Below are 23,038 nucleotides of genomic sequence, written 5' to 3' on the forward strand. Positions count from 1 at the left end.
TCATTCCGGGGAGGACGAGCATGACCAATGAGCAGTTACGCGCATTCGTAGGCGTGGTGGAGCATGGCAGTTTCCGCGCCGCGGCGGCGGCCCTGTTTAAAACCCAATCTACGGTCAGCGCGGCGGTGGCGGCGCTGGAGCAAGAGTTTGATTTGCAGTTATTCAACCGTGAAACCTATCGACCGACGCTGACCATCGAAGGCAAGGCGTTGTTCCGGGAGGCCAAGGCGTTACTTTCCAAAGCCCATGATCTGGAGATGCTTGGGCATCGTCTGGCGCAGGGCAAGGCGCCGGAGCTGTCCATTTCCCTGAGCGCCATGTGCGCGCATTTGCCGGGGCTGGACACCTTGAAAGCGTTCGCCAAAAAACGCCCCGAGATGCGTCTGCATTTGCATACGGAGCATTTGTCCGGGGTGTTGGAGCAACTACTGCTGGAAAAAGCGGAAGTGGCTATCGGCCCCCAGGTCGGCCTGGATGATCGCTATGAGTTTACTGAAGTGGCGAAAGTCACTCAGGTCACGGTTGCTGCGCCAGGTTTTACTGAAGCCGGCGGGGACGGTGTGGTGCGTCAAGCGCAATTACGCAACCGGCCGCATATTCTGATCGCCGATAGCGGCTCGCTGGCGCCGTTCGATCATGTCAATGTTATTCCCGGCGGCCATCGCTGGTATGTAAATGACTTTTTGATGAAGAAAGGCCTGCTTCTCTCGGGAATGGGGTGGGCGCGGATTCCTCTGCATATGGTGGATGCCGAACTGGAGCGGGATGAGCTGAGGTTCCTGCAGGTGGAGAACTTTCCCTCGCGCAGTCTGGTCCCCATTTATCTCATTCGTTTGCGCAATCAATTGTTATCGCCGCTGGCGCAGGAATTCTGGGATGAAATGTTGGGAGCCTCGCTTTGACATTACCCTCACTCTGTCCAATAGTTATCAATGAACTGAGGGCGCTTCCTCTTGGGCGGCGCTTGTGGGGACGGCGGCGATAACAATAAGGGTCCATCCGTGTTTTTCTGCTTGGGATAAGCAAAAACGCCATGAAAGATGCGTGCGTATATATCATTGAAGATGACCAGATGCAGGCGGATCTGCTGTCGGCCATTCTTGAGTCCTATGGCTATCAGTCCAAAGCTTACGGCAATCCCAAGGCCTTTTTGTCTGAATTCAGCAATGACCATAATTGCGTGATTCTCTCCGACATCATGATGCCGGACATGACAGGTCTGGACTTGCTGAACAGAATGTCCGAAACCGGCTACCTGCCGCCGTTGATATTGATGACGGCATACTCCACGGTGCCGGTGGTGAAAGAAGCGCTACAGGGCGGCGCCTTCGATTTTCTGCTCAAGCCCATCAGCATCACCGACGTAGGGCCATTGCTGGAAAAAGCCGTCGCCCATGAAAAACTGCATCGCGAGCGCTATTTGAAACGCCTCAATATCCAGCGCAGCATCGAACAATTGACCGCTCGTGAGAGGCAGGTCTACGACTTGCTGTTACAAGGGCTCAGCACCAAGGAAATGGAAGCCAGGCTGTTTATCAGCCCCCGCACTATCGAAACCCACTGCCGCAATGTGCTGGCGAAGTTTGATGTCTCCTCCATCAAGGATCTGCTGGTCAAAGTATTGCCTCTGGCTGCGGAGAAAAATAGCGCTGGCTGACTCCGTGCGCATACCGTTCCGCCTGCCTGATTATTAACATGGCAATGATATTGGCATGTTAATAATCAGGCGCATGGACGCGCCTGCGCGGCGACAAGCCGCGGGAGACAGGGCCTGACCTGTGCAGGCCCTGTCGTTGCAGACAAATAGAAGGAAGCTATTTGTCTGCCGGATTAATAATAAGTAGTACTACTGAAAACCTCCCTGATATTTCAGTAAGCGTACGAATCCTCCTGCACAGGCAAAGTGCGTATTCTGTCCTCATAAAGTTCAGGAGGGGTTATGTCAGCAAATCGAGTCGTTTCCCTTGTTGCGAACAACGCGCCACAAGACGAGCTGGAGCAGAGCAGGCAAAAGATGGCCGAGTTGGAGCAAAGTCTCGCCAGCGTGAATCAAATGGCGATGGGGTTGTTGCGCTCCAACAGCTTCCTGGGCGGAATGATTGAGTTCTTTGAGCGTTGCTCGGAGAGTCGCGACCCATCTGAGATCGGGTTGGCGATGGAAAATGCGCTGGCCGCTTATCAGACGCCCTACGTATTTATTCTCAACCTGCCCGAGCAGCACTATGTGTTCGGTGGTAAAAACTACGTCACCAATCTGCAGTTCGACGTGATCACTACACTGACGCTGCAGCGCGAGCGCATTGTGCACTTTGATCAATATACGTTGATTAATTTCCCCTATTTCTCCATCTGTCTGACTATGACGGAGGAGGAAAAAGAAGCCCATCTGGATAATCTCACCCGGTTGGCGCAAGTGGCGAATTTTGTACTGTCCAATCTGGTGCGGGAGACCCAGGAAAAAATGGTGCGTCAGGGCATCATGCAGCGGGCGGTGCGGCGCACTGAGGCCTTGTTGGACAACATCATGAAAATGGTCCTGGACTGCGGCGCTCACTCTATTCAAAGTTTTTCGGATCTGAAGTGGACGATTCAAAGCTCGATTATGGGGCTGGATCTGGACGTCGAATCGGAGCAAAGCATTTTTAATATCGTTGATCAGTTGATGGAGCAGTTCGAACACCAACAGGCTTCCACGCGGATTATTGAAAACTATATCCGCTCGGTGAAGGAGAGCTTGGCGCAGCTTAGCGATAGTGGCGCTGGAGAATTGAAATGAACGTAGAGAAGGTTATGGCTTTTGAAGGTGATTTCGCCGCGGATGTCGTCAGAAACAAGTTTCTGGAGCATCTCGCCGATAGTATGTCATTGATAAGCTCCAGCGGCTCCTGGTTGCATTGCGCCAGCTTGAAGGAGACGTCCCGTATGATTGCAATGATGCGGGATATCGCCAGCGGTATCGTCGCCACTGCGGAAAGTCAGGGGTTGCCCACGATTGCGGAATGCGGTCTGGAGTTGCAGCGCTGGTGTCGACTGGCGCTGGACAATGAGGATCTGGAGGTGATGCGCTGCCTGATGCCTCAGATCAAAAAGGCGGGTTACGAACTCGGCCGCGAGGCGGATCGTCTGTGCGACAACAGACAATGGAAGGCCAGCAGAAGAGAGTGATTTTCCTCCCGCTGCGGCGTTCGCGCTGCGGCTATTCCCTGTCTATACTCCCTAGCATTCATTCCTGTTTCTTGGCCCAGCCAGTTACTGTCCTGGCGCCGTCGTTGCGGACAAATAGAAGGAAGCGATTTGTCCGCCTGATTAATAGTGCAGCAGTTTGCGACTCGGGGAGTCTATGAAGGTTTGTCCCATTTGCAGTACGGATTTTCCCCAGGGCGACTACTGTCCCGCCGATGGGGCCACGTTGGTGGATAAGCAGCGCCGCGATCCGCTTATCGGCAAAATGCTGAAGGACATGTATCGCATTGAGTCCCGTCTGGCGGAAGGCGGTATGAGTCTGGTCTATGTGGCGCGTCAGTTGTCGCTGGACCGTCTGGTGGTGGTCAAACTGCTGCGGGCGGGCATGGACGACCATGACTTTATCCAGCTGTTTTTCCGCGAAGCGCGCATCGCCAGCCAATTGAACCACCCCAACGTCATGCATGTGATCGACTTCGGCAACACCGACGACGGCATGATGTATCTGGTGGTGGAGTATCTGCGCGGAGAAAACCTGTCCGACCTGGTGGAAAAACGCAGCGGGCTGCCGCTGGAAAATGTGGTGTGGCTGCTGGAGCAGATCGGCGCCGGGCTGCAGGCCGCGCATCAGATGAATATCGTGCACCGCGATCTGAAGCCCGGCAATATCATTGTGGCGCGAGTGTCCGGCGACCACTCTGTCGCCAAGTTACTGGATTTCGGCATCAGCAAGCCGCTGGGGGAGGGGGATCTCAAATACACCCGCCTGGGTATGGTGATGGGGACGCCCGGCTATTTGGCGCCGGAGCAGATTGAAGGCGCCCGCAATATCGATAAACGCGCTGATATCTATGCGCTGGGCGCAATTCTCTATTTTTGCATCACTGGCGAACGCCCATATACCGGCGAGAGTCCTCAGGACATCATGAACCGGCAATGCGCCGGACCGCCGCCGGCGCTGCGGGAAAATCGTCTGACCGACGCCCGCAACAAGGCTCTGGAGCCAGTGATTCTGAAAGCCATGGCGTTGCGCCCGGATGACCGCTACCCCGACGTGCAGGCGATGGTGCGAGACATCCAGAACCGCGCTCACGCCGGTATCGCGGAATACTCTAAAGCCATGGAAATGGCGCCGCCCAATCCGGACGTTTATCAGTTCATTTTCTATGGCGAGATTCGCGGCGATGTGGAGTTGCAGGATACCCAGGAAAAGCTGAAAGCGGCGCTGGGATTGAGCGACGCCGCCTGCGCCCGACTGTTCAGCGGTAAACGGGTCGTGGTGAAAAAGCACCTCAGTCTGGGCAAGGCCAAGAAATACGACGAAGCGTTTCAGGCCGCCGGCGCGCTGGGACAGATCGAAGAGATGGATACCGCCACCCGCATTGATCCGGCGCACAGCATGGATGAACGCTCCATGAGTCAACCCATTGTAGTGGCGGCGTCCACCCTGGCGGAGCCTATGCACCTTGGATCGCAGCCGCCGCCGTTCGGTGTGCAGGGTTATACCCACCCCGTGGCGCCGGTACTGGACGATGAGGGCGACACCACTATTGCGCCTCAAGGGACGCCGCCGCCTTTTCCTGCCGCGGCAATAAAGCCGGAATCCGCCGGCGGACGCTCCAGGCTGAGGCTTTGGAGCGTACTGACCGTCGTGTTGCTGCTGATCGGCGTCGGTTACGCAGTTCCGGTGGTGCGTTACAGCGTTTTTGACTGGGGGGCGGAACTGGCGGGCTGGCAGGCGCCTCGCGGCGTCAGTGAAGAGCGTGTGTCCCTGGGAATGAGCGCGGCGTTCAGCGGCGGCGCCAGAGAGCTGGGACGGGCCATGCAGTTGGGCGTCGACCTGCGTATCCGGGAGATCAATGAGCAGGGCGGCATTCACGGACGCTATATCGAACTGCGTGCCCTGGACGACGGCTATGAGCCAGTGGCGGCGCGTCATAACGCAGAAAGATTCATACAGCCGGATGGCGTGTTTGCGATGCTGGGAAATGTCGGCACTCCCACTGCGGAAGCGATTCTGCCCGTAGCCTTGCAGGACCGCACGATTGTGTTCGGAACCTTTTCCGGCGCGGCGTTGTTGCGCAAAAGTCCGCCAGAGCGTTATGTCTTCAACTATCGCGCCAGCTACGAAGATGAAACCAGCGCATTGATCCGTTATTTCGTGGAAGAGAAAGAGGTCGATCCGAGGATGATCGCCGTGTTCTACCAGGACGATGGTTATGGTCTGGATGGTCTGAAGGGCGTGGAGGACGCCTTGTCCGACTATGGCGTGCGCCCGCATGAGATCGCTAAATTCAGCTACCAGCGCAACACGGCGCAAATTGAAGGCGCCGCCCAGGGAATGCTGGGACGGTTGAGTGATATTCAGGCGGTTGTCGCCATCAGTACCTATACCGCCAGTGCGCGCATGACTAAGCGCCTGCGGCAGGCGGGCTTCACCGGACCTTTCGCCAATGTGTCCTTCGTCGGCGCCAGGGCTTTGGCTGAGCAGTTCAAAGAACTGGGCGCCGAATACGGAGAGGGCGTTATCGTGTCTCAGGTGGCGCCGCCGTATGATTCCTACGCCACGGGCGTATTGCGCTATCGGGAGGCGTTGAGTCGCTTCTATCCCAACGAGCAACCGGATTTTATCTCATTGGAAGGCTATATAGTGGCGACCCTGTTTTTCCATGCGTTGGAGAAGGCGGGTCGCCATTTTGATACGGAGTCGCTAGTGAACACCCTGGAGTCCTTTGACGGTGTGGACTTGGGCATTGGGGAAACCATCACTTTCCGCGCCTCCAATCATCAGGGCAGTCATCGGGTATGGGGAACCCAGTTGAATCGCGATGGAGCGTTTGAGGCGATCAGGCTCAGCAAGAAAGAAACGCTGTAGCCTGACCATTCCGACATCATCTCCGCGGCGTCCGATGCGGCTGGATGAAGGATGCGCCAGACCGGGTCGCGCGCTGCGGACTCAGCATGAGGCGAAGCGAAATGAGCGGCGTAACAGCGAAATCTCTACTGGTGGCCATGGGACTCTATTGCAGTCTATGCGCGACCTCCGCGATGGCGGTGGAAGTGCAGCAAAACCAGTTGTACGAAGGGGGAACCCTGATTGAGTCCGGTTCACTGGGCTTGTCGTTCAAGATCCCGGACGGTTGGCAAGGCGCCTGGCCGGCGGGCTCGGAACTCTTCGTCCTGGAATCCCAGGCTTTAAAAGCCAATATTTTTGTCTATATCGACCAATCCGGCGAGCAGGCGCTGATGCAACAGATGGCGCAACCGGTGCCGCTGGACGCTTCCGTTATCCTTTACCCCAAAAGCGCGCCGCAAAAACGCAATGGCCGTCTGACGGCGGATTACAGCATCGGCAATATGCCCAACATGGAAGGCCGCATCAGCGCCGTCACCGGCAAAGGCTCCACCTCTGTGGCGTTGATCGCGGTCGCGGATCAGAGCACCGCCGCGCAAGTCTGGAAAGTGGCGGAGACCGTGGCCTCATCGGTTAAATTCTCCGCGCCGAAACCCTTGGCGCAAGGCGGGGGCGATGGCGGTTGGAGCACCTACATGCGAGGGCGTCATATCGTGCGCTACTACTCCGGCTCCGGGTATCACGAAGAAGAGCACATCTGGCTGTGCAGCAACGGTGAGTTCTATCGCTCCGGCAACAGCGGGGGCTATGGCGGCGGAGCGAGCGGCGCTACCGGCACTCAGGGCGCCGGTAAATGGGAAGCTCAGGGTTCGTTGAACGCCCAGGGCATGTTGATTCTGCAATATGGTCCTGGCTACAGCATGCACGGCAGTACGCCGGGCTTTGATTGGAGTGAATCCGGTCCGGGCGGGGAACGCGTCACTTTTACACTGGCGTTGGCCAATAACAAGCTGTATCTGGATGGAACCCAGTGGTTGCGGGACGGCAACAATCGTTGTCAGTAAGAAGGGCGGGAGCGACGTTGTCGCTCCCGAAAAGCTCAGTCCGACCAGCGCAGTACGACTTTGCCGGAACGGCCGCTACGCATGGCTTCGAAGCCTTGTTCGTAGTCGGCGTATTCGAAGTGGTGGGTAATGATGGGCTCGATATCCAGTCCCGCTTCCAGCATCGCCAGCATCTTGTACCAGGTCTCGAACATTTCGCGACCGTAGATGCCTTTGATTTGCAGCGCCTTGAGCACGATTTTGCTGAGATCCAGCTCCGCCGGCTTGGACGGGAGGCCCAGCAGAGAAATGCGGCCTCCCATCATCATCACGTCCAGCATATCGTTGAGAGCGGAGGGAATGCCGCTCATTTCCAGGCCCACATCGAACCCTTCCTTCATTTTCAGTCGTCCCATGACGTCGCGCAGAGACTCCCGTTGCGCGTTGACTGGCTCCACATCCGCGACCTTGGCCGCCAGCTCCAGGCGATAGTCGTTGATGTCGGTGATCACCACTTTATGGGCTCCTGCGAAGCGCGCCACTGCGGCGGCCATGATGCCGATAGGGCCGGCGCCGGTGATCAGAACGTCCTCGCCAACCAGATCATAAGCGAGGGCCGCATGGACGGCGTTGCCCAGCGGGTCGAGGATGGCGCCCAGCTCCAGACTTACTGCGTCCGGCAAGGGCACGACGTTGAACGCCGGCAGGCAGAGGTACTCGGCGAAAGCGCCGGGCAGATTTACGCCGATGCCTTTGGTGTCCGGCGCCAGATGGAAGCGTCCTGCGCGGGCGTTGCGGCTGAGCATGCCCACTACGTGACCCTCTCCCGAAACGCGCTGTCCGATATGCAGACCATCGACATGACTGCCGACTTCCACTATTTCACCGCTGTACTCATGACCGGTGGTTAAAGGGACCGGGACGTTGTTGCGCGCCCAGTCGTCCCAGTTGTAGATGTGGATGTCGGTGCCGCAGATCGCGGTGCGCTTGATCTTGATGATCACATCGTTGGGCCCGCATTCGGGAACCGGCTGCTCCTGCAGCCAGAGTCCGGGAGCGGATTGCGCTTTGACCAACGCCTTCATGGTTGACGACTGCATGTTCAGCCTCCAATAACCCCAAGTTGTTGACCGACGCGGGTAAAGGCGGCCACCGCCTGCTCCAGTTGTTCGCGGGTCAGCGCCGCATTCATTTGGGTGCGGATGCGCGCCTGACCTTGCGGCACCACCGGATAGAAGAAGCCGGTGACATATACTCCCTGTTCATACAGCGCTTTCGCAAAATCCTGCGCCAGCTTGGCGTCCCCCAGCATGACCGGGATGATGGCGTGTTCGCCGGGCAGCAGTTTGAAGCCGGCTTCGCTCAGGCTGTTACGGAAAAACGCGGCGTGCTCGCGCAGGTTGTCGCGCAGATGGTCGCCGGCGATGGAAATTTCCAGGGCTTTCAGGCTGCCTGCGACGACAGGCGGGGGAAGGGAGTTGGAGAACAGATAGGGGCGGGCGCGTTGACGGAGCAGTTCGATAATATTGCGGCTCGCTGCAATAAAGCCGCCGGCTGCGCCGCCGAGGGCTTTACCCAGCGTGCCGGTAATAATGTCCACTTCCACGCCGTTGTAGGCGGCGCTGCCTTTGCCCTGCGGACCGATAACGCCGGTGGCGTGACAGTCGTCCACCATCACCAGGGCGTCGTATTTGCGCGCAATGGCGACAATGTCTTTCAACGGCGCGATATAGCCGTCCATGGAGAAGACGCCGTCGGTGGCCACCAGAATGTTGCGGGCGCCGTCGGCGCGCGCCTGTTTCAACTGGGCTTCCAGATCATTCAGGTCGCGGTTGCCGAAACGGTAGCGCTTGGCCTTGCACAGACGGATGCCGTCGATGATGGAGGCATGGTTCAGGGAGTCGGAGACAATAGCGTCTTCGGCGCTTAATAACGGCTCGAACAGGCCGCCGTTGGCGTCGAAGCAGGCGGCGAACAGAATGCTGTCCTCCATGCCCAGGAACTCGGCGATTTTGTGCTCCAGTTCTTTGTGCAGCGTTTGCGTGCCGCAGATAAAACGCACGGAAGCCATGCCGAAACCGTATTTGTCGAGCGCTTCATGGGCCGCTGAGATGACTTCCGGGTTGTCCGCCAAGCCCAGATAATTATTCGCGCAGAGATTGAGAATTTGTTTATCGCCAGCTTCTCCGGCGAGTTTGACGGCGGCCGCCTGAGGGGTGTCGATTACCCGTTCCTTTTTAAACAGGCCGGCTTTTTCAATTTCATCAAGGGTTTGCTGTAATTGTTGTTGGAAAGTCTGGTTCATTGGAATTTTCCCTTATATCGGACGTGTTTCCTGTATAGTGGAAAAATGTCTGCAAAGCAATAGGGAAAAATATACCCGGCCCCCTGAATCAGGGCCATGGCGGCCTCCCTGCCGTGTTGCGTCTCCTAACCGTATTGTTAAGTGGAATGGCCGTCAGATGGCGGCGAAGAAACGCTGACAGTACCTAGCGATGGCTATGATTCATCACTACTAAAAGAGCAATGGTGTCGCTGTCGCCGGGGTTCTGAATGGTGTGGGCGACGTCGGCGTGATAGCGGGCGGTGTCGCCCTGCGCCAGCCGTTGCGACTGTGTGCCGCTGACGACTTCAAGCTGACCGCTCAGTACGGTGAGGTGCTCCATGCAGCCCTGCGTGTGCGCCTGACTTTCCAGCTTCCCCTGTGGCCGCATGCGCAGCTCGTACCACTCTATGGAGCCCACCAGATGGGGCGGGCTGAGAATACTCAGGTGATAGCCGCCCTGGGGATTGTCTATCTTTGGCGTCTGCGCGGCGATGATATGTTCGATAGGAGAGTGCGAGACGCCCTCGCTTTCATCCACCAGTTCCGACCACTCGATGCCCATGGCGCGGGTAAGGTTCCACAGGGTGGCGAAGGTCGGGTTGGCCTGGCCGCGCTCGATCTGCGACAGCATGGAGCGGGAGACGTTGGATTGCTGCGCCAGTTGCTCCAGGGTCAGTTTTTCTGACTTCCTGAGCTGTTGAATGCGTTTGCCCAGTCTGGCGACTAAATCAGTGTCTTTCATTGTTTCGTTTCGCGTTCCAGAGATCGGCGCCACTCGCTTAGAAAGCGTTGCCGTTTCAGTTTATCCAGCGGAACCAGCAGTTGTGGCCCCACAGTAATGGGTTTCAGCGGTCCCGGCGCATGTTTGTTCAGCCAGTCCGCAGTGACTTCGCCATGCACGCCAGGGTCGATGGGATACAGTTTCGACTCGCTGGCCAGAGTCTGCTGGCCGGCAGGCGATAACAGAAAATCCAGGAAATCCCGGGCGTTCTGCGTGTTGAGCGCATGCTTATGAATCAGGGCGATGCGCGTCATGATCAACGTGTAGTCCGCCGGCAGAATCATCTGCAGGTGCGGGGCGGAGGCCAGACGGGCCTTGGTGTACGATCCCAGCAGATTATAGCCGATCGCATACTGGCCGGAAGCCAGTCCGTCGAGAATGTCGCCGGTGCAGCAGGCCAGTTGCACCGAGTGGGTGCCGAAGGCTTCCAGCAAACGGCCATAGGTGGTCGCCTGCTGGCTGTCCTGGGCGGCGAACAGATAACCGACGCCGCTGCGGGCGATGTCATAGGTGGCGATTTTTCCCGTCAGACTCTCGCCCTGACTGCGGATCAGCTCCAGCAATTGCTGGCGATCCTGCGGCGGCGGTTCCGGTAACAGTCTGGTGTTCACCACGGTCACCACCGGTTCGAAGGTAAAGCCGAACGCTTCGTTGCGCCACTTCGCCCAGTCCGGAATGCGGCGGGTGTAAGGTGATTCGTAGCGTTGCGCATAGCCGTCGTTGACCAGCTTTACCTGCAAATCCATCGCCGAGCTGATCAGCAGATCGCCGACGATGGCGTCCATCGGCTCCGTCGTATGGGAGGAGCCTTCCACGGTATGCTGGAACAGGTCGGCGGTTTCAAACTCGATAAGACGGATCTCTACATTGGGATAACGCTGCTGAAACGCCTTGATGATAGGGTTCATCACCACGTAATCCAGCACAGCGTGGATATTGAGTGCGCTGACCGGCTTCTGTTGCGCCGGATAAAGCACGACCGGCAACGGGCCGGACGCCGCGCTGGCGGGCGTTACGTTAACGGCGAACGCCAGCGCGCAGCCTAGCAGGAGGAAGCCGAAGAGTTTCATCATGTCGCTAACCACGGGCGTTCTCCTTGCGGAAACCGACTCGCACCGTCAGGCCCTGGGGGTGATTATCCATCAGTCCCACTTCTGCGTTATGGCGCTCCGCAATTTCCCGCACGATGGCCAGGCCCAGTCCGCTGCCGACGCCGGCGGCGGCTGGTGTGCGGTAAAAGCGGGCGAACACTTTATCGCGGAATTCAACGGGAATGCCGGGCCCGTTGTCCTTCACTTCCACAAAAAAACGGTTTGCGTTTTGATATACGCGCACTTCCACCACACCGTTGACAGGGCTGTATCTGACCGCATTTTCGATCAGATTTCGGAACAGTTGCTTTAATGCAAAAGCGTCGCCAGGCAAAGTCGTGTCCTCGGCGTCCGCCTCAAAAGCCAGTTCCACTTTTTCGTTAATGGCGTGGGACGCCAGTTCCAGGCAGGCCTCTTTCACCACTTTGTTCAGCTCGATGCGCCGCAGCGCCTCGCTTTGCAGGCGATGAGTGATGGTGGCCTGATTAAGCAGCTGCGATACCGTGGTGTTCAGTTGATCCACCGATTGCATGATGCGGTTATACACCAGTTTGGGGTCGTCGATATCGGGGTGGTCGCGCAGATTCTGCAGCGCTGCGCGCAACCCCGCCAGAGGCGTGCGGATCTGGTGGGCGGCCTCCCCAGTGTAGCGCTGCATGCGGTCCAGCGTGTCCTGCAGACGCCGCATGAAATGATTGATGGTCTGCTGCAGACGCCAGGTTTCCTTGATAGGCGTGACATGCAGCGGCGTCAGATCGGTCGGGTTGCGGGCGGCCAGCTCCCGCTCAATCTGATCCAGGGGCGAGAAGGCGCGCTTGATGCCGTAGCCCAATAGTCCCAGGGCGATGACGGAAGCGATGGCGATCAACTGCAGGCCTTTGCCGGTGATGTCCTCGGCCAGATCGGCGCGGGCGTTGATGGTCTGTCCCAGTTGCACGGTGATGTAGCCGGTGATGTCCGCCTCCGTCAGCAAACGGCGCAACACGATGAAGCGCACAGGTTCGTCCAGATAGCGGCTGGTGAAAAATCGCTGCTGGATCAGACGCGCGCCGCCTTTGCTGAAACCCTGGTCCGCCTCGGGGCGCGGCAGGTCGGCGTAGCCAGTGAGATAGGCGTCGCGGGGGCCGCTGATGCGATAGAACACACGGTCGTCCCGCGCCAGGGCGAGGGTTTCGAAAGCGGCCACCGGCAGATCCACGTCCACCACGCCGTCGCGAACATGAATGGCGTCCGCTATCTGAAAAGCGGCGCTGGCCAGCAGGCGGTCATAGGATAGCTCCGCCGCGCGTTTGCCGTATCCGTCGATAGCGATGATGGCCAGAGTTCCGAGCACCAGAATCAGCGCCACGGCGCCCAGGATCAACCTGTTGCGCAATGATACCGGCTGATCCGGACGCAACGGCGAATCAGTCATCATCGCATTCCGCCAGATACCCCAGACCTCGCAAAGTGCGTATCTGAACGGAGGAGTCCGCGAGCTTTTTGCGCAACCGCGCGATGTACAGCTCAATGGCGTTGGGGCCGGGCGATTCATCGAAAGCGAACAGGCGGTCGGCCAGTTCCTCCTTGCTCATGACCCGGCCCAGATTCCCGAGAAACACCTCCAGCAGACGGAACTCCCGGTTCTTCAGGTCAAGCTTTTCATCATTGACGTATACCGCCTTGGCGGAGCGGTCGAAAGACAGGTTGCCATGTCGGCTGAGGTTGCTGGAAAAGCCCTGGTTGCGTCGCATGAGCACTCGGCAGCGCGCTTCCAGTTCGCCGAAATCGAAGGGTTTGGTGAGGTAGTCGTCGGCGCCGGCGTCAAGCAGCTTGATGCGGTCGTCCACCTGTTCGCGGGCGGTCAGAATCAACACTGGCGTGGTGTCTTTGCGTTTACGCAGCTCCGACAGAATCTGCTCGCCGCCCAGTTCCGGCAGGTTGAGGTCCAATATGATCAGATCGAATTGTTGGTGCTGCAACAAACCGTTGGCCTGGCGTCCGTTATTCACCCAGTCTACGCCGTGGCCCATTTTCTGCAGCCGCGCCTGGATGGATTCACCCAGCAATTCAGAATCTTCTACAACAAGGATATGCATGCGCCGACTTCACTTTTTTGAATCAGGACGTGACAGGTTTATGACAGGTTCAGCAGTTAGGATGCAGTCATTACCTGTTCCATATCAAGCATAGGTCGCCGGAGAGGTAATCGAAACCAGGTTTCCAAAACCGCAACGAGCGACTAAATACAGAGCGCAACAAAAATAATAGGAGCGTGACATGAACACAACGTATCTTTTTCGACAGTCCCACCCCCCCAGCACCTGGAATGCCGCCGGCTTTTCGTTGCGTCAGCAAACGACAATATAAGCAGGACGGCGGACGCCGGTAGCCCCATAAGGGCAAAACCAATATATTTGCGATCGAATTAATTCCTGTAACCTGTGTGAGGTAACAATAATGACAATCAGAACTCCGATTAAAATGCTTGTGGCCGCCGCGCTGACCGTCAGCGCCACCTTGACCATGGCCTACGAACCGAAAGGCAAAGTTGAATGTATCGCTCCTGCCGATCCTGGCGGCGGCTGGGACTTCACCTGCCGTAGCGTCGGCAACGTGATGGAGGAGCTGAAGCTGGTTCCCGGCAGCGTGCAGACCATCAACATGGCGGGAGCAGGCGGCGGCGTCGCCTTCGCGCATACCGTCAGCAAGCGCAAGAACGACCAGAATCTGGTCGTCGCCGCCTCCACCGCCACTACAACCCGTCTGGCCCAGGGGCAGTATCCCGGCATGAACGCGGAAATGGTTAACTGGATTGGCGCGATCGGCGCGGATTATGGCGTCATCGCCGTATCCAAGAACTCTCCCCATAAAAGCCTGAGCGATCTGATGGCGGCGCTGAAACAAGATCCGCGCTCCGTTAAATTCGCAGGCGGCAGCGCCAATGGCGGCTGGGACCACCTGAAGGTGCTGATCAGCGCGAAGGCCGCTGGCGTAACCAATCTGCCGAAAATCTCCTACCTGTCCTACAACAACGGCGGCGAAGCCATGACTCAGGTCGTAGGCGGTCACGTTGACGCGTTCACTGGCGACATCACCGAGGTGCAGGGCTTCTTCGAATCCGGCGACCTGCGCGTATTGGCGGTGCTGTCTGAAGACCGTCTGCCCGGCAAATTCGCCAATATTCCCACCGCTCGTGAGCAGGGCATCGAATCCATCGCTCCCAACTGGCGTGGTTTCTACATTCCTGGCGGCGCGCCGGCGGATGTAAAAGAGTACTGGACCACCGCCATCGACAAGATTTACTCCAGCGAGCAGTGGAAATCATTGATGGAAAAAAATGGTCTGATGCCGTTCCACAAAAGCGGCGCTGAATTCAACAATTTCGTGAAAGCGCAAATCTCGGACATCCAAGCGCTTTCTAAAGAAATTGGCCTGATCCGTTAATCGCCATGAATGACCGTATTTTCGGTTTAGTGATGCTCGTCCTGGCCGTCGCCTACGGCTGGGGCGCGTATCAACTGCCCGAGCCCTTCGGCGGCAATGAATCGGTCGGGCCCGAGACCTTTCCGATTCTGCTTTCGGTGGTGCTTGGTCTGAGCAGTCTTTATCTGATGCTGCGTCCCGACCCGGACAATCACTGGCCCTGGAACCGCACTGGCGTGGAAATGGTGGTGGCGGTTGTCGTGCTGACGCTGTATGGCGTGTTGCTGGAGCCGCTGGGCTTCATTATTACCACGACATTGGCGGTCGGCACACTGAGCTGGCGCATGGGCGCCCGCAAGTTCCCGGCCTATATGTCCGGCCTGATTGGCGGCGTCGTAGTGTTCGTGTTGTTCAACTACGTGCTTGAATTGCCGTTGCCCCTGGGCGTACTGGAGGTAAGCTGATGGAAACCTTGAACTTTCTGATGCAGGGCTTTGCTGTCGCCCTGACGCCGGAAAACCTGATGTTCGCGCTCCTCGGCTGCTTCCTGGGCACCCTGATCGGCGCACTGCCGGGATTGGGGCCCGCCAATGGCGTGGCGATCCTGATTCCGTTGGCGTTCACCCTCGGGCTGAAACCGGAAACGGCCTTGATCATGCTGACCTCGGTTTACGCCGGGGCCATGTACGGCGGACGCATTTCGTCGATTCTGCTGAATATTCCCGGCGACGAGCCGGCGATGATGACCTGTCTGGACGGCTATCCCATGGCGCAAGGCGGCAGAGCCGCGGAAGCGCTGGCGATTTCGGCGGTGGCCTCCTTTATCGGCAGCGTTATCGCTACGATCGGTCTGATTCTGCTAGCGCCCTGGCTGGCGAATTTCGCGCTGACCTTTGGTCCGGCGGAATACTTCGCGCTGTTCGTGCTGGCGTTCGCCACGTTGGGCGGCATCACCGGCAAGAATCCGGTGAAGACGATTCTGGCGGCGGCGCTGGGCTTGATGATGGCGACAGTGGGCATCGACATGAATACCGGCGTACAGCGTTTCACCTTCAACACGCTGGAGCTGTATGAAGGCGTCGACTTCATCATTCTGATCGTGGGGCTGTTCGCTATCTCGGAACTGCTGTTTTTCATCGAGGCGCATGCGGGGGAAGGCCGCAAGATGATTGCGATGAACAAGCTGAAAATGAAGTTGAAAGACTTCACCAGCATCCTCCCTACATCGCTTCGCGGCAGCGCTATCGGCTTTTTGGCGGGCGTATTGCCTGGCGCCGGCGCCTCACTGGGCAGCTTTGTCAGCTATACCCTGGAGAAGCGCATTCTGGGCAAGAAAGCCCAGTTCGGCGAGGGCGACCCGCGCGGCGTGGCTGCGCCGGAAGCGGGCAACAACGCCGCCGCCAATGGCGCGCTGGTGCCCATGCTGACCCTGGGCGTGCCCGGCAGCGGCACCACTGCTGTTCTGTTGGCGATGCTGATTTCCATGAACATCACCCCAGGCCCGCTGATGTTCCAACAGCATGGAGACATTGTCTGGGGCGTTATCGCTGCGCTGTTGATCGGCAACCTGATGCTGCTGTTGCTCAACATTCCGCTGGTCGGCGTGTTTGTGAAACTGCTGTCGGTGCCGCCCAAATACCTGTTGCCGATTGTCACCATGGTCGCTTTTGTGGGCGTCTATTCAATCAGCCACAGTGTGTTTGATCTGTACTTCATGATTTTCTTCGGCGTGCTCGGCTATGTCCTGCGCAAAGTCGAAATCCCGCTGGTGCCTGTCATTCTGGGCACCCTGCTGGGGCCGGAGATGGAGAAAAACCTGCGGCACGCCATGACGTTGTCGGACGGCGACTGGAGCATCCTCTGGGGCAGCGGTCTGTCCATCACGCTCTGGATTGTCGCGGGAGTGGGTCTCATCGCTCCCTACATTATCGGTCCTATCCTGCGCAAGCGCATGAAAGGCGTCGATCATGAAGTGGACGAGGCGGTGACCACCGACTGACCCCGGCGTCCAGGGATGGGCGCGCAACTGAGATTTGATTGTAAGTCTTGGTCCCATTTTGGGGTCGAAAGACCCTTTTTTCCTCGGTGTGGAAACTATGCCCGCTCTCCTCCTGTTAAAGTCATAGTTTCCATCGCCCTGGCTGCGCGGCCCCTGATTTTCGCCGTCGCAGCCTTTCTTTTCTCTTTTTTCTATTTTCCTTTTCTTTATTTCTTCACCTCTTCACTTCTTTATTCATTCGTTTCTTCACATGCCTTGTTGCAGATTGACCGTCCTGATTACGCGGGTTCTGGACGCACAGGTTTGCCTGGCTCCGCCTCCACATTAGCCGTCAGCCGGATGCGCCAGGTTCTGTCGTCGTCCGCCAGCTCGCCATCTTTCAGCGTCATCGGTTGCGCCACTGGCGCCACAAGACCTTCTGGATCGCATACGCGGACTTCAAGCGTCCAGGACTCTCCGGCAGGGATAGCGTCCACGCGCACGAACTGGGATTTGTCCGCCCGCAACAAACGCGCCTCCGCCTGCAGTTGTAATTGTGAGCCGTGCATGGGAATGACGGTGGGTTTTTCCCACTCAAAATCCCGGGGACTGGCGTTGGCGAAGGGCAGCGGCGCGTACAAGCCGGACGACACGATCTGCCACAACGTAACGGGTTTGCGGTTCGATACCGCCTGATCCGCAGGATTGGCCAGGGTCATGCGCGCCAGGGCGCAGAGATGCTGATCGCCGCCGACAAAGATTACGTTAGCGATCTGCCGCTCATAGATCAGCCTCATCACCGCCGCCAGAGTGTGAGGATAGCCGCACCAGCTGTCGTTATTGCGCCACAAGTCCGGGTGCTGCGTGAGGCGTTTTTCCACTGGCGCTATAACGCTGCCGGAGAAGATAAATTTGGGCCGCTCCGGGGTCAGTCGTTGTGCTTCTGATAACCAGTTGGATAAGGCGGCGAATTGCGTTGCGTCGATCATTTCCGCTTGGGCCCCGGCGACGCCGGCGCTGCGCAGCCGGCGTTCGGTGCGGGCGTCCATGACGAAGACCGGACAGTCGAACTCCCGCCTTGCGCTAACGCCCTGGGGATACCAGAGCGCGTCCGGCTGGCGTCCGCTGCATTGAAAACTGCGGGCGGCGCGGAGTGCGAAATCGAAACGTTCGCGTTCTTTCAGATGAGCGTCCAATTGCGGCGGACGTCCCGAGCAGTCGTCGCTGAACTCATGGTCATCCACGGCGAAGTGAACGGGCGCCAGTTGCAGCAGCTTTCGCATGTTGGGTGAGTTGAACGCATCCCGGTAGCGAGTGATGTAGCGTTCTTTCAAAGCTGTGTTGTCAAACGCCTCGGCGGTGGCGTCCGCGTATATCTGGTCCCCGATGAAGAAAACCGAATCCGCGCCAGGCAATTGGGCGTCGCCCCTGACCTGACGTCCCATACCGACGAAGACGCGATCAGCGAGATCGCGTTCCAGCACGGCGCCTGGATAACGGCATGATCCCACCAGAAAACGCATGGCTGGGCTGACGCCGCGATGCAGGCAAAGCTCGCGCAGGCGTTGCAGCCAACCCGTGGAGGCGGGGATATGCACTGTTTGCGACAGCGCCTGCTGCGCCGCAGGATCAAACTGACGCTGGGTCAGACTGAAGCGGATGCGCACATCCCGTTCCTGCGCCGGATCAACTTTCACCGCCACGTCCAGCAATAAATGATGAGGATCATTGGCGACGCAGAACTGACACTGAATCAACTCTGCGCCTTCCAACGCCAGACGTCGGGTGGGCGTGGCCTGCGCGTCCGCCAGGTCCGCCAGATCAGAGAGCTCCGCCCATAGTCGCAGCACAATGCGGGGGCGACCTATGCCTGTGTTGTCCAGCCAGGCCCCGCGGATAATTGGGCCAGCGCTGAACAGATTGGCGTTCGCGGCATGGAGATCGTCTGATGGACGATAGCTGTCAAATAACTGGTGGTGAAACTCGACGCGGTCGCCGGCGGAGTGGCGCAGACATTCCGCATCTTCGCTGAAAAAGGCGCGCACACTGGGAAAAACGTCCTTGTAAGCGTTTTGCGCCAGAATGACGTCCATATGACCGTAATGTGGCGCCCGTTTGAGCAGTACTGGCGGGACGGGCGTACAACCTTTCAGCATTTCACTGAGGCGGATGGCGGAACGGGTGGCGGATTGCGGATTGAATACCTTGCTTTGCTCGCCATGGAGGAACAGGGTGGGATAACGCCAGTGTTTGCGCACTGCAGAGGGGGTGAGAAACGTATTTTCGCCGTCCCGGGAAGTGACCCGTTGTTGCTGGGCGAAGTAATACAGGTGCCGATAGACGGCGCCTGGAGCTTGTCCCAGCATGTCCTGAAAGGCTTTGTGGGTGGCGGGGGAAATCTGGTCGTGCCGCCACATGCGGCCGTACAGAAAACTCATTTTGTCGCAGATGCCTTGGGAGATTTCCACACCGCCATCGGGCGCATGGTCGCTGTGCGTATGCCGCTCGCCGCCGTTGCGCGCTCTACCTTCTTCCGCCTCCTGCAGCTCGCCCAGGCGCGCGAAAGAGAAAGCCAGACGATCGAACATGGAATCGAAGGCGCTGGGGTTAGGCTGAGGTATAGGGTTGAGTTGAGCGTCATTGACGGAATCGCGCAGGAAGCTGCCCAGCTTTGCGCGGCTGCGGTTGACCGGGGAAGGGATGATCCAGGGGTGGATGGCGTTGAAGGCCACCCGGCCAATATAGGGATCGGCGGGATCGTCCAGCCAGCCTTTGAGAATGCCCATTGCGGCGGCGGTGGCGCCGACGCAATGGGCGAACAGGTTGATCTTGCCTGGGTTGACCCGGTGAATATGGCGCACCGCGGCGGGTATGTCGTAACGGGCGATCTCTTCAATGCTCCAGCCCTGCATGGGAACCGGGGCGGGCAGGGCGTTGCTGAGCCGATAATCCAGCACCCACACATCAAAGCCGGCGCGCCACAGATAGACCGCCATGTTCTCGGGGATGGCTTCGGAGCAATAAATAAGGCTGCCCTGGGCGAGTCCATGAATAAGCAGCAAAGGCTGACCCGGCCGCTGCGCGTTGGTTTGCGGATAGCGGGTCAAAACAATACCGATCTGCTCCGAGGACGTATCATTCAAGGGAACGCTGAGCTCGGTCCGCTGCGGGCTGATTACCCGGTTTCCCGCGACGCGCAACGCTCTGGGATGCGGATTGGAGGCGATGGGCTTGTCGGGATAGTGAGGCGAGCCGAAATCCCAGAACTGGGTTTGCAGCAAGCAGCGTAGAAACAGCATGCCCAACCCCGCCGCCGCCATGGCGGACTCCGGCAGATTGGGAGATTTGACCACCTGAGCCAGCCCCCTTTCCGACATGTACTCCATGTCCACGTACAGAGAGCCCGACGCGGCGTCGCCATGGCGTTCGTGGGACAGCTCGATGGGAAGATTGGTCAAGGCGCGCCAGAGTCTGGGAGCGCTGTTCTTCCAGGCCAGCAGCTTTTCTCCACGCAGATGAATCATTGCCCCGGGAATGTTTTCGAAAAGAGGGGCGTGCGAGCCCTTGGTGTTGGGTGTGAACTGGAAGTTGTAACTCATGCGGCGGTATTGCGCATGATGCTTGGCGACAGTCCAGAAGTGCTTGATTTGCTTGGCCAGCCCTGGCGCAGATTGTTTTTGCGAGGCGTCTGAATCCCAGCGACTGAGTCGCTGTTTGAGCTGACGCAAGGCGAAACCGGACAGGGATTGACGTCGGGTGCGGTAAGCGTTGAGCGCCTGAGCGCCGCGCCAGGCGGTGGCCAGCGGACCGGGCTCATCGCAGTGCAGCAGACGCACTACGCCTTCGCCGACGGCGATGGGAATGGCGTCTTGCAACAGTTCCGGAGGCAGGCCGTAAGTGTGCATTTTGGCGGTTTGCTCCGCGCTGAGCGGATTCAGGTACAGTTTCGCCGTCGCTTTCAGCTCCTTTCCTGGTTTCTGCAACCAGTCATGCAGATCATCTATCTGCGTTTCCACCTTGAAAATCAGTCCCTGATCGCCGGTGAGGCGCGCAGCGGCGCCACTGGCGGGCTGGGATGAAGAGGGAAGCGCCTCGGCCCACTGCCTGATCCAGCTTTCTATCCAGTCAGGCAGATCAGTGTGGACTTCCTGCGCCTGCAAACGGCCGAACATCTGTTCACTGATGCTTAGCGTCACCGTCGGGCTGGGTCTGGCCGTAGTGGTCGCCGCTGGCTGTCGCATTGGCGATAAGGCTTGCGCCAGCTCAGGATCGACCCGCTCCTGCGTCGGCGCAAGCCAGTCATGTTGTTTCTGAATCGCCTCCGCGGCCCGAAGGGACAGCGCGGATATGGTCAGGAATGGATTGACGCCCAGGGCGGCCGGCAGGATGGAGCCATCCAGCACATATAACCCTTCATGCAAAGCGGGCGCGTCAACGCCATGGGCGCGGTTGTCAGCCTTGAAGACCTGACCGTAATGGTTGACGACGCCAGTGTCGGGACCATCGCCCATGGCGCAGCCGCCCAGCGGGTGTACGGTGATGACGCGGCCGCCGGGAAGTTGGCCGCTCATGACGGTAGAGGCGTCGTCCGGCAGCGTTTTCCAAAGAGGGTTGGGGAGGTATTGGCCGCCGTCGAAGCCTTCCTTTCTGTCCTGGCTGCGCAACAACGCGTCAGCAGCGGTCAGACAGGCGTTCTCCGCCGCTTTGGGCCATTCGACGCGGATGCGGGAATAGTCCGTGTCAGCCTGCTGGGCGGGGTTATCGCTGGCGCGCAGAGAAAGTCCGCCGATGGCGCCGTCGTCCCCCATAATCAGAAGGATTTGCGAATGCGCCATGGCGTCGCTGTGATGAGCCAGAGGGTCTTTGAACACGCCGTTTTGGCCTGCATTGAGAAACCAGGCGGGCAAGGTCATGTCGGTGAGACGGTTCAGTTGGGCGCCGGTCGTGGCGATTTCGCCGAAAAGGCGCGCCACGCCATAGGGCGCGGCGCCATCCTCCAGGGTCAGGCGCACTTCGGCGCCGGTGTTGGGATGGCGCGCCATAGGGCGGGATACGGCGGTGATGGTGGGGCCAACCCTGGGCTCCTCGCCGGCTTGCAAAGAGTCGTCAGACCTGCCTATCGCCATGACCGGGTTCGCCTGTCCATAACTCATGGCGAAGCCGTCGCCGTTGGTGGAGAAGCGTTTGCCCAGTCTGTCGGAAAGCCGCATGCGGCCGGACTCCTGAGACCGCAACAGAATTTCCGTGCTGCCCAGGGCGCCCGCCGCCAGGATGACGGTGGCGGCTTCAATCCAGAATACCTCGTCGGCCAGACTGTTCTTTTCCGTGGCGGTGCGTCGCACCCGAACCCGCCAACGCCGCCTGTTCGACCCGGTCGTATTGTCGTCTGCTGACGGAACGATGGGCTCCAGTGTGAGAACCGTGGCGCCGGTATAAAATCTGGCGCCGCGGGCTTTCGCCAGTGGAATGACGTTCATGGCCAGCGTATTCTTCGCGCCCTGATTGCATCCGGAAACGCAGTTGCCGCAGAGGTTGCAGCCCGGCTGCTCAACGCCGACGGCGTTAGCGCCAGGGCGTAAGCTGACAGTCAATGGCGCTGTTTCCACTGGCGCGCCAATCGCCCTGGCGAGCCTGGTCAGCGCCTGAAACTTGGGGAGACGGCGTAGCCTGTCGCGGGTGGTTTGATCCTGATTGCGGACTCCCAACAAGTGACGCACTTTCTGAAAATGCGGTCGCAGCAGTCCTGGATGCTCCCGAAACTCACGAGGCCAGGCGGCCTGGGCCAAGGTTTCTGAATCCGGCTCCAGGGCCACATTGGCGTTAATCAACGATCCGCCGCCAAGCCCGCAGCCCAACAAAACATCCACTTCTTTACCAATGCGAAAATCATAGAGCGCGTCGGCGTAGCCAATAGGGCGGTTGGAGCCGGATTTCAGTAATTGCATGTGGCCGGGAATATCGCCCAGCGCTTCCGGGAAATCGCCAGGGCGGTATTCTTTGCCTCGTTCCAACACCGTCACTGACGCGCCGCTGGCCCTGGATTTGGAGGACTTGCCGCCCGCCAGTCGCATGGCGGCGATGGAGCCGCCATAGCCGGAGCCGATAATCAATACGTCGGTGTCGTGGACCCGCGTTTCGGGGAGCGCATCTTTAATTAAAGTTTCAAACGGTTCGGAAAGATGAAAGTGCATGGCCGGAACTCCTTCCCTAGCAAAGGACTTGTTATGAGGTTGATGTCCGTTCGGCGACGTTTGGACTGCGTTGTCCGGGCGCAGGGGAGCGCCGGACTTCGCCGCTCTGGTTCCAGGGTGGTGGGCTATGTCAACGCGTGGGTCGCATTGCATTGACCGACAATATGTTGACCGACAAGAGGATGG

16 protein-coding genes are annotated in these 23,038 nt (G+C 58.7%); 9 read left to right on the forward strand and 7 right to left on the reverse strand.

All coding sequences use genetic code 11. From position 1 onward, the window contains the following. Positions 1 to 20 precede the first annotated feature (20 nt). From HCH_RS07365 to HCH_RS07390, 6 genes are all read left to right on the forward strand, one after another. Positions 21 to 902 (forward strand): LysR family transcriptional regulator, encoded by an 882-nt coding sequence (locus tag HCH_RS07365; protein ID WP_011395554.1) that lies wholly within the window; start codon positions 21 to 23, stop codon positions 900 to 902. 131 nt (positions 903 to 1,033) lie between these two features. Beyond that, positions 1,034 to 1,657, forward strand: a complete 624-nt coding sequence (locus HCH_RS07370; RefSeq protein WP_011395555.1) for a response regulator transcription factor — start codon at positions 1,034 to 1,036, stop codon at positions 1,655 to 1,657. Between the two features lie 282 nt (positions 1,658 to 1,939). Beyond that, the gene (locus tag HCH_RS07375) at positions 1,940 to 2,776 is read left to right on the forward strand and encodes a hypothetical protein (RefSeq protein ID WP_011395556.1); all 837 of its coding nucleotides are present in this window, start codon (positions 1,940 to 1,942) and stop codon (positions 2,774 to 2,776) included. Then, positions 2,773 to 3,165: a hypothetical protein gene (locus HCH_RS07380; protein WP_011395557.1), complete on the forward strand. Its 393-nt coding sequence runs from the start codon at positions 2,773 to 2,775 to the stop codon at positions 3,163 to 3,165. The genes HCH_RS07375 and HCH_RS07380 overlap by 4 nt, the downstream gene beginning before the upstream one ends. A 175-nt stretch (positions 3,166 to 3,340) precedes the next feature. Further along, positions 3,341 to 6,058: an ABC transporter substrate-binding protein gene (locus HCH_RS07385; protein WP_011395558.1), complete on the forward strand. Its 2,718-nt coding sequence runs from the start codon at positions 3,341 to 3,343 to the stop codon at positions 6,056 to 6,058. A 101-nt stretch (positions 6,059 to 6,159) separates the two neighbouring features. Beyond that, the gene (locus HCH_RS07390) at positions 6,160 to 7,101 is read left to right on the forward strand and encodes a hypothetical protein (RefSeq protein ID WP_011395559.1); all 942 of its coding nucleotides are present in this window, start codon (positions 6,160 to 6,162) and stop codon (positions 7,099 to 7,101) included. A 35-nt stretch (positions 7,102 to 7,136) separates the two neighbouring features. Here HCH_RS07390 and tdh read toward each other — a convergent pair whose 3' ends face one another. The 6 genes from tdh to HCH_RS07420 all read right to left on the reverse strand — a co-directional run bounded on the left by tdh (position 7,137) and on the right by HCH_RS07420 (position 13,356). Beyond that, positions 7,137 to 8,165: an L-threonine 3-dehydrogenase gene (tdh, locus tag HCH_RS07395; protein ID WP_041599325.1), complete on the reverse strand. Its 1,029-nt coding sequence runs from the start codon at positions 8,163 to 8,165 to the stop codon at positions 7,137 to 7,139. Positions 8,166 to 8,182: 17 nt separating this feature from the next. Then, on the reverse strand, positions 8,183 to 9,385 hold the full coding sequence (locus tag HCH_RS07400) for a glycine C-acetyltransferase (protein ID WP_011395561.1): 1,203 nt from the start codon (positions 9,383 to 9,385) through the stop codon (positions 8,183 to 8,185). Positions 9,386 to 9,569: 184 nt separating this feature from the next. Further along, complete coding sequence (locus HCH_RS07405) at positions 9,570 to 10,148, reverse strand: helix-turn-helix domain-containing protein (protein ID WP_011395562.1); 579 nt, start codon at positions 10,146 to 10,148, stop codon at positions 9,570 to 9,572. Then, positions 10,145 to 11,272 carry an ABC transporter substrate-binding protein gene (locus HCH_RS07410; protein WP_011395563.1) on the reverse strand — a complete coding sequence of 376 codons (1,128 nt, stop codon included), beginning with the start codon at positions 11,270 to 11,272 and terminating at the stop codon, positions 10,145 to 10,147. The genes HCH_RS07405 and HCH_RS07410 overlap by 4 nt, the downstream gene beginning before the upstream one ends. Further along, positions 11,265 to 12,695, reverse strand: coding sequence for a sensor histidine kinase (locus HCH_RS07415; protein ID WP_049780869.1), 1,431 nt, complete (start codon positions 12,693 to 12,695; stop codon positions 11,265 to 11,267). Before HCH_RS07415 ends, HCH_RS07410 begins: the two co-directional genes overlap by 8 nt. Further along, complete coding sequence (locus tag HCH_RS07420) at positions 12,685 to 13,356, reverse strand: response regulator transcription factor (RefSeq protein ID WP_011395565.1); 672 nt, start codon at positions 13,354 to 13,356, stop codon at positions 12,685 to 12,687. The genes HCH_RS07415 and HCH_RS07420 overlap by 11 nt, the downstream gene beginning before the upstream one ends. Positions 13,357 to 13,717: 361 nt before the next feature. On the opposite strand from HCH_RS07420, the gene HCH_RS07425 reads away from it, so the two are divergent. From HCH_RS07425 to HCH_RS07435, 3 genes are read left to right on the forward strand one after another with little or no spacing between them, the layout of a single operon-like run. After that, the gene (locus HCH_RS07425; protein WP_011395566.1) at positions 13,718 to 14,704 is read left to right on the forward strand and encodes a Bug family tripartite tricarboxylate transporter substrate binding protein; all 987 of its coding nucleotides are present in this window, start codon (positions 13,718 to 13,720) and stop codon (positions 14,702 to 14,704) included. 5 nt (positions 14,705 to 14,709) lie between these two features. Further along, positions 14,710 to 15,147 (forward strand): tripartite tricarboxylate transporter TctB family protein, encoded by a 438-nt coding sequence (locus HCH_RS07430; protein WP_011395567.1) that lies wholly within the window; start codon positions 14,710 to 14,712, stop codon positions 15,145 to 15,147. Then, positions 15,147 to 16,682, forward strand: coding sequence for a tripartite tricarboxylate transporter permease (locus HCH_RS07435; RefSeq protein WP_011395568.1), 1,536 nt, complete (start codon positions 15,147 to 15,149; stop codon positions 16,680 to 16,682). Before HCH_RS07430 ends, HCH_RS07435 begins: the two co-directional genes overlap by 1 nt. 278 nt (positions 16,683 to 16,960) lie before the next feature. Here the strand turns inward: HCH_RS07435 and HCH_RS07440 are convergent, their stop codons facing one another. Further along, entirely contained in the window at positions 16,961 to 22,852 is a 5,892-nt protein-coding gene (locus tag HCH_RS07440) for an alpha/beta fold hydrolase (protein WP_011395569.1), read from the reverse strand. Positions 22,853 to 23,038 lie beyond the last annotated feature (186 nt).

The organism is Hahella chejuensis KCTC 2396, from assembly GCF_000012985.1.
Lineage (GTDB): Bacteria > Pseudomonadota > Gammaproteobacteria > Pseudomonadales > Oleiphilaceae > Hahella > Hahella chejuensis.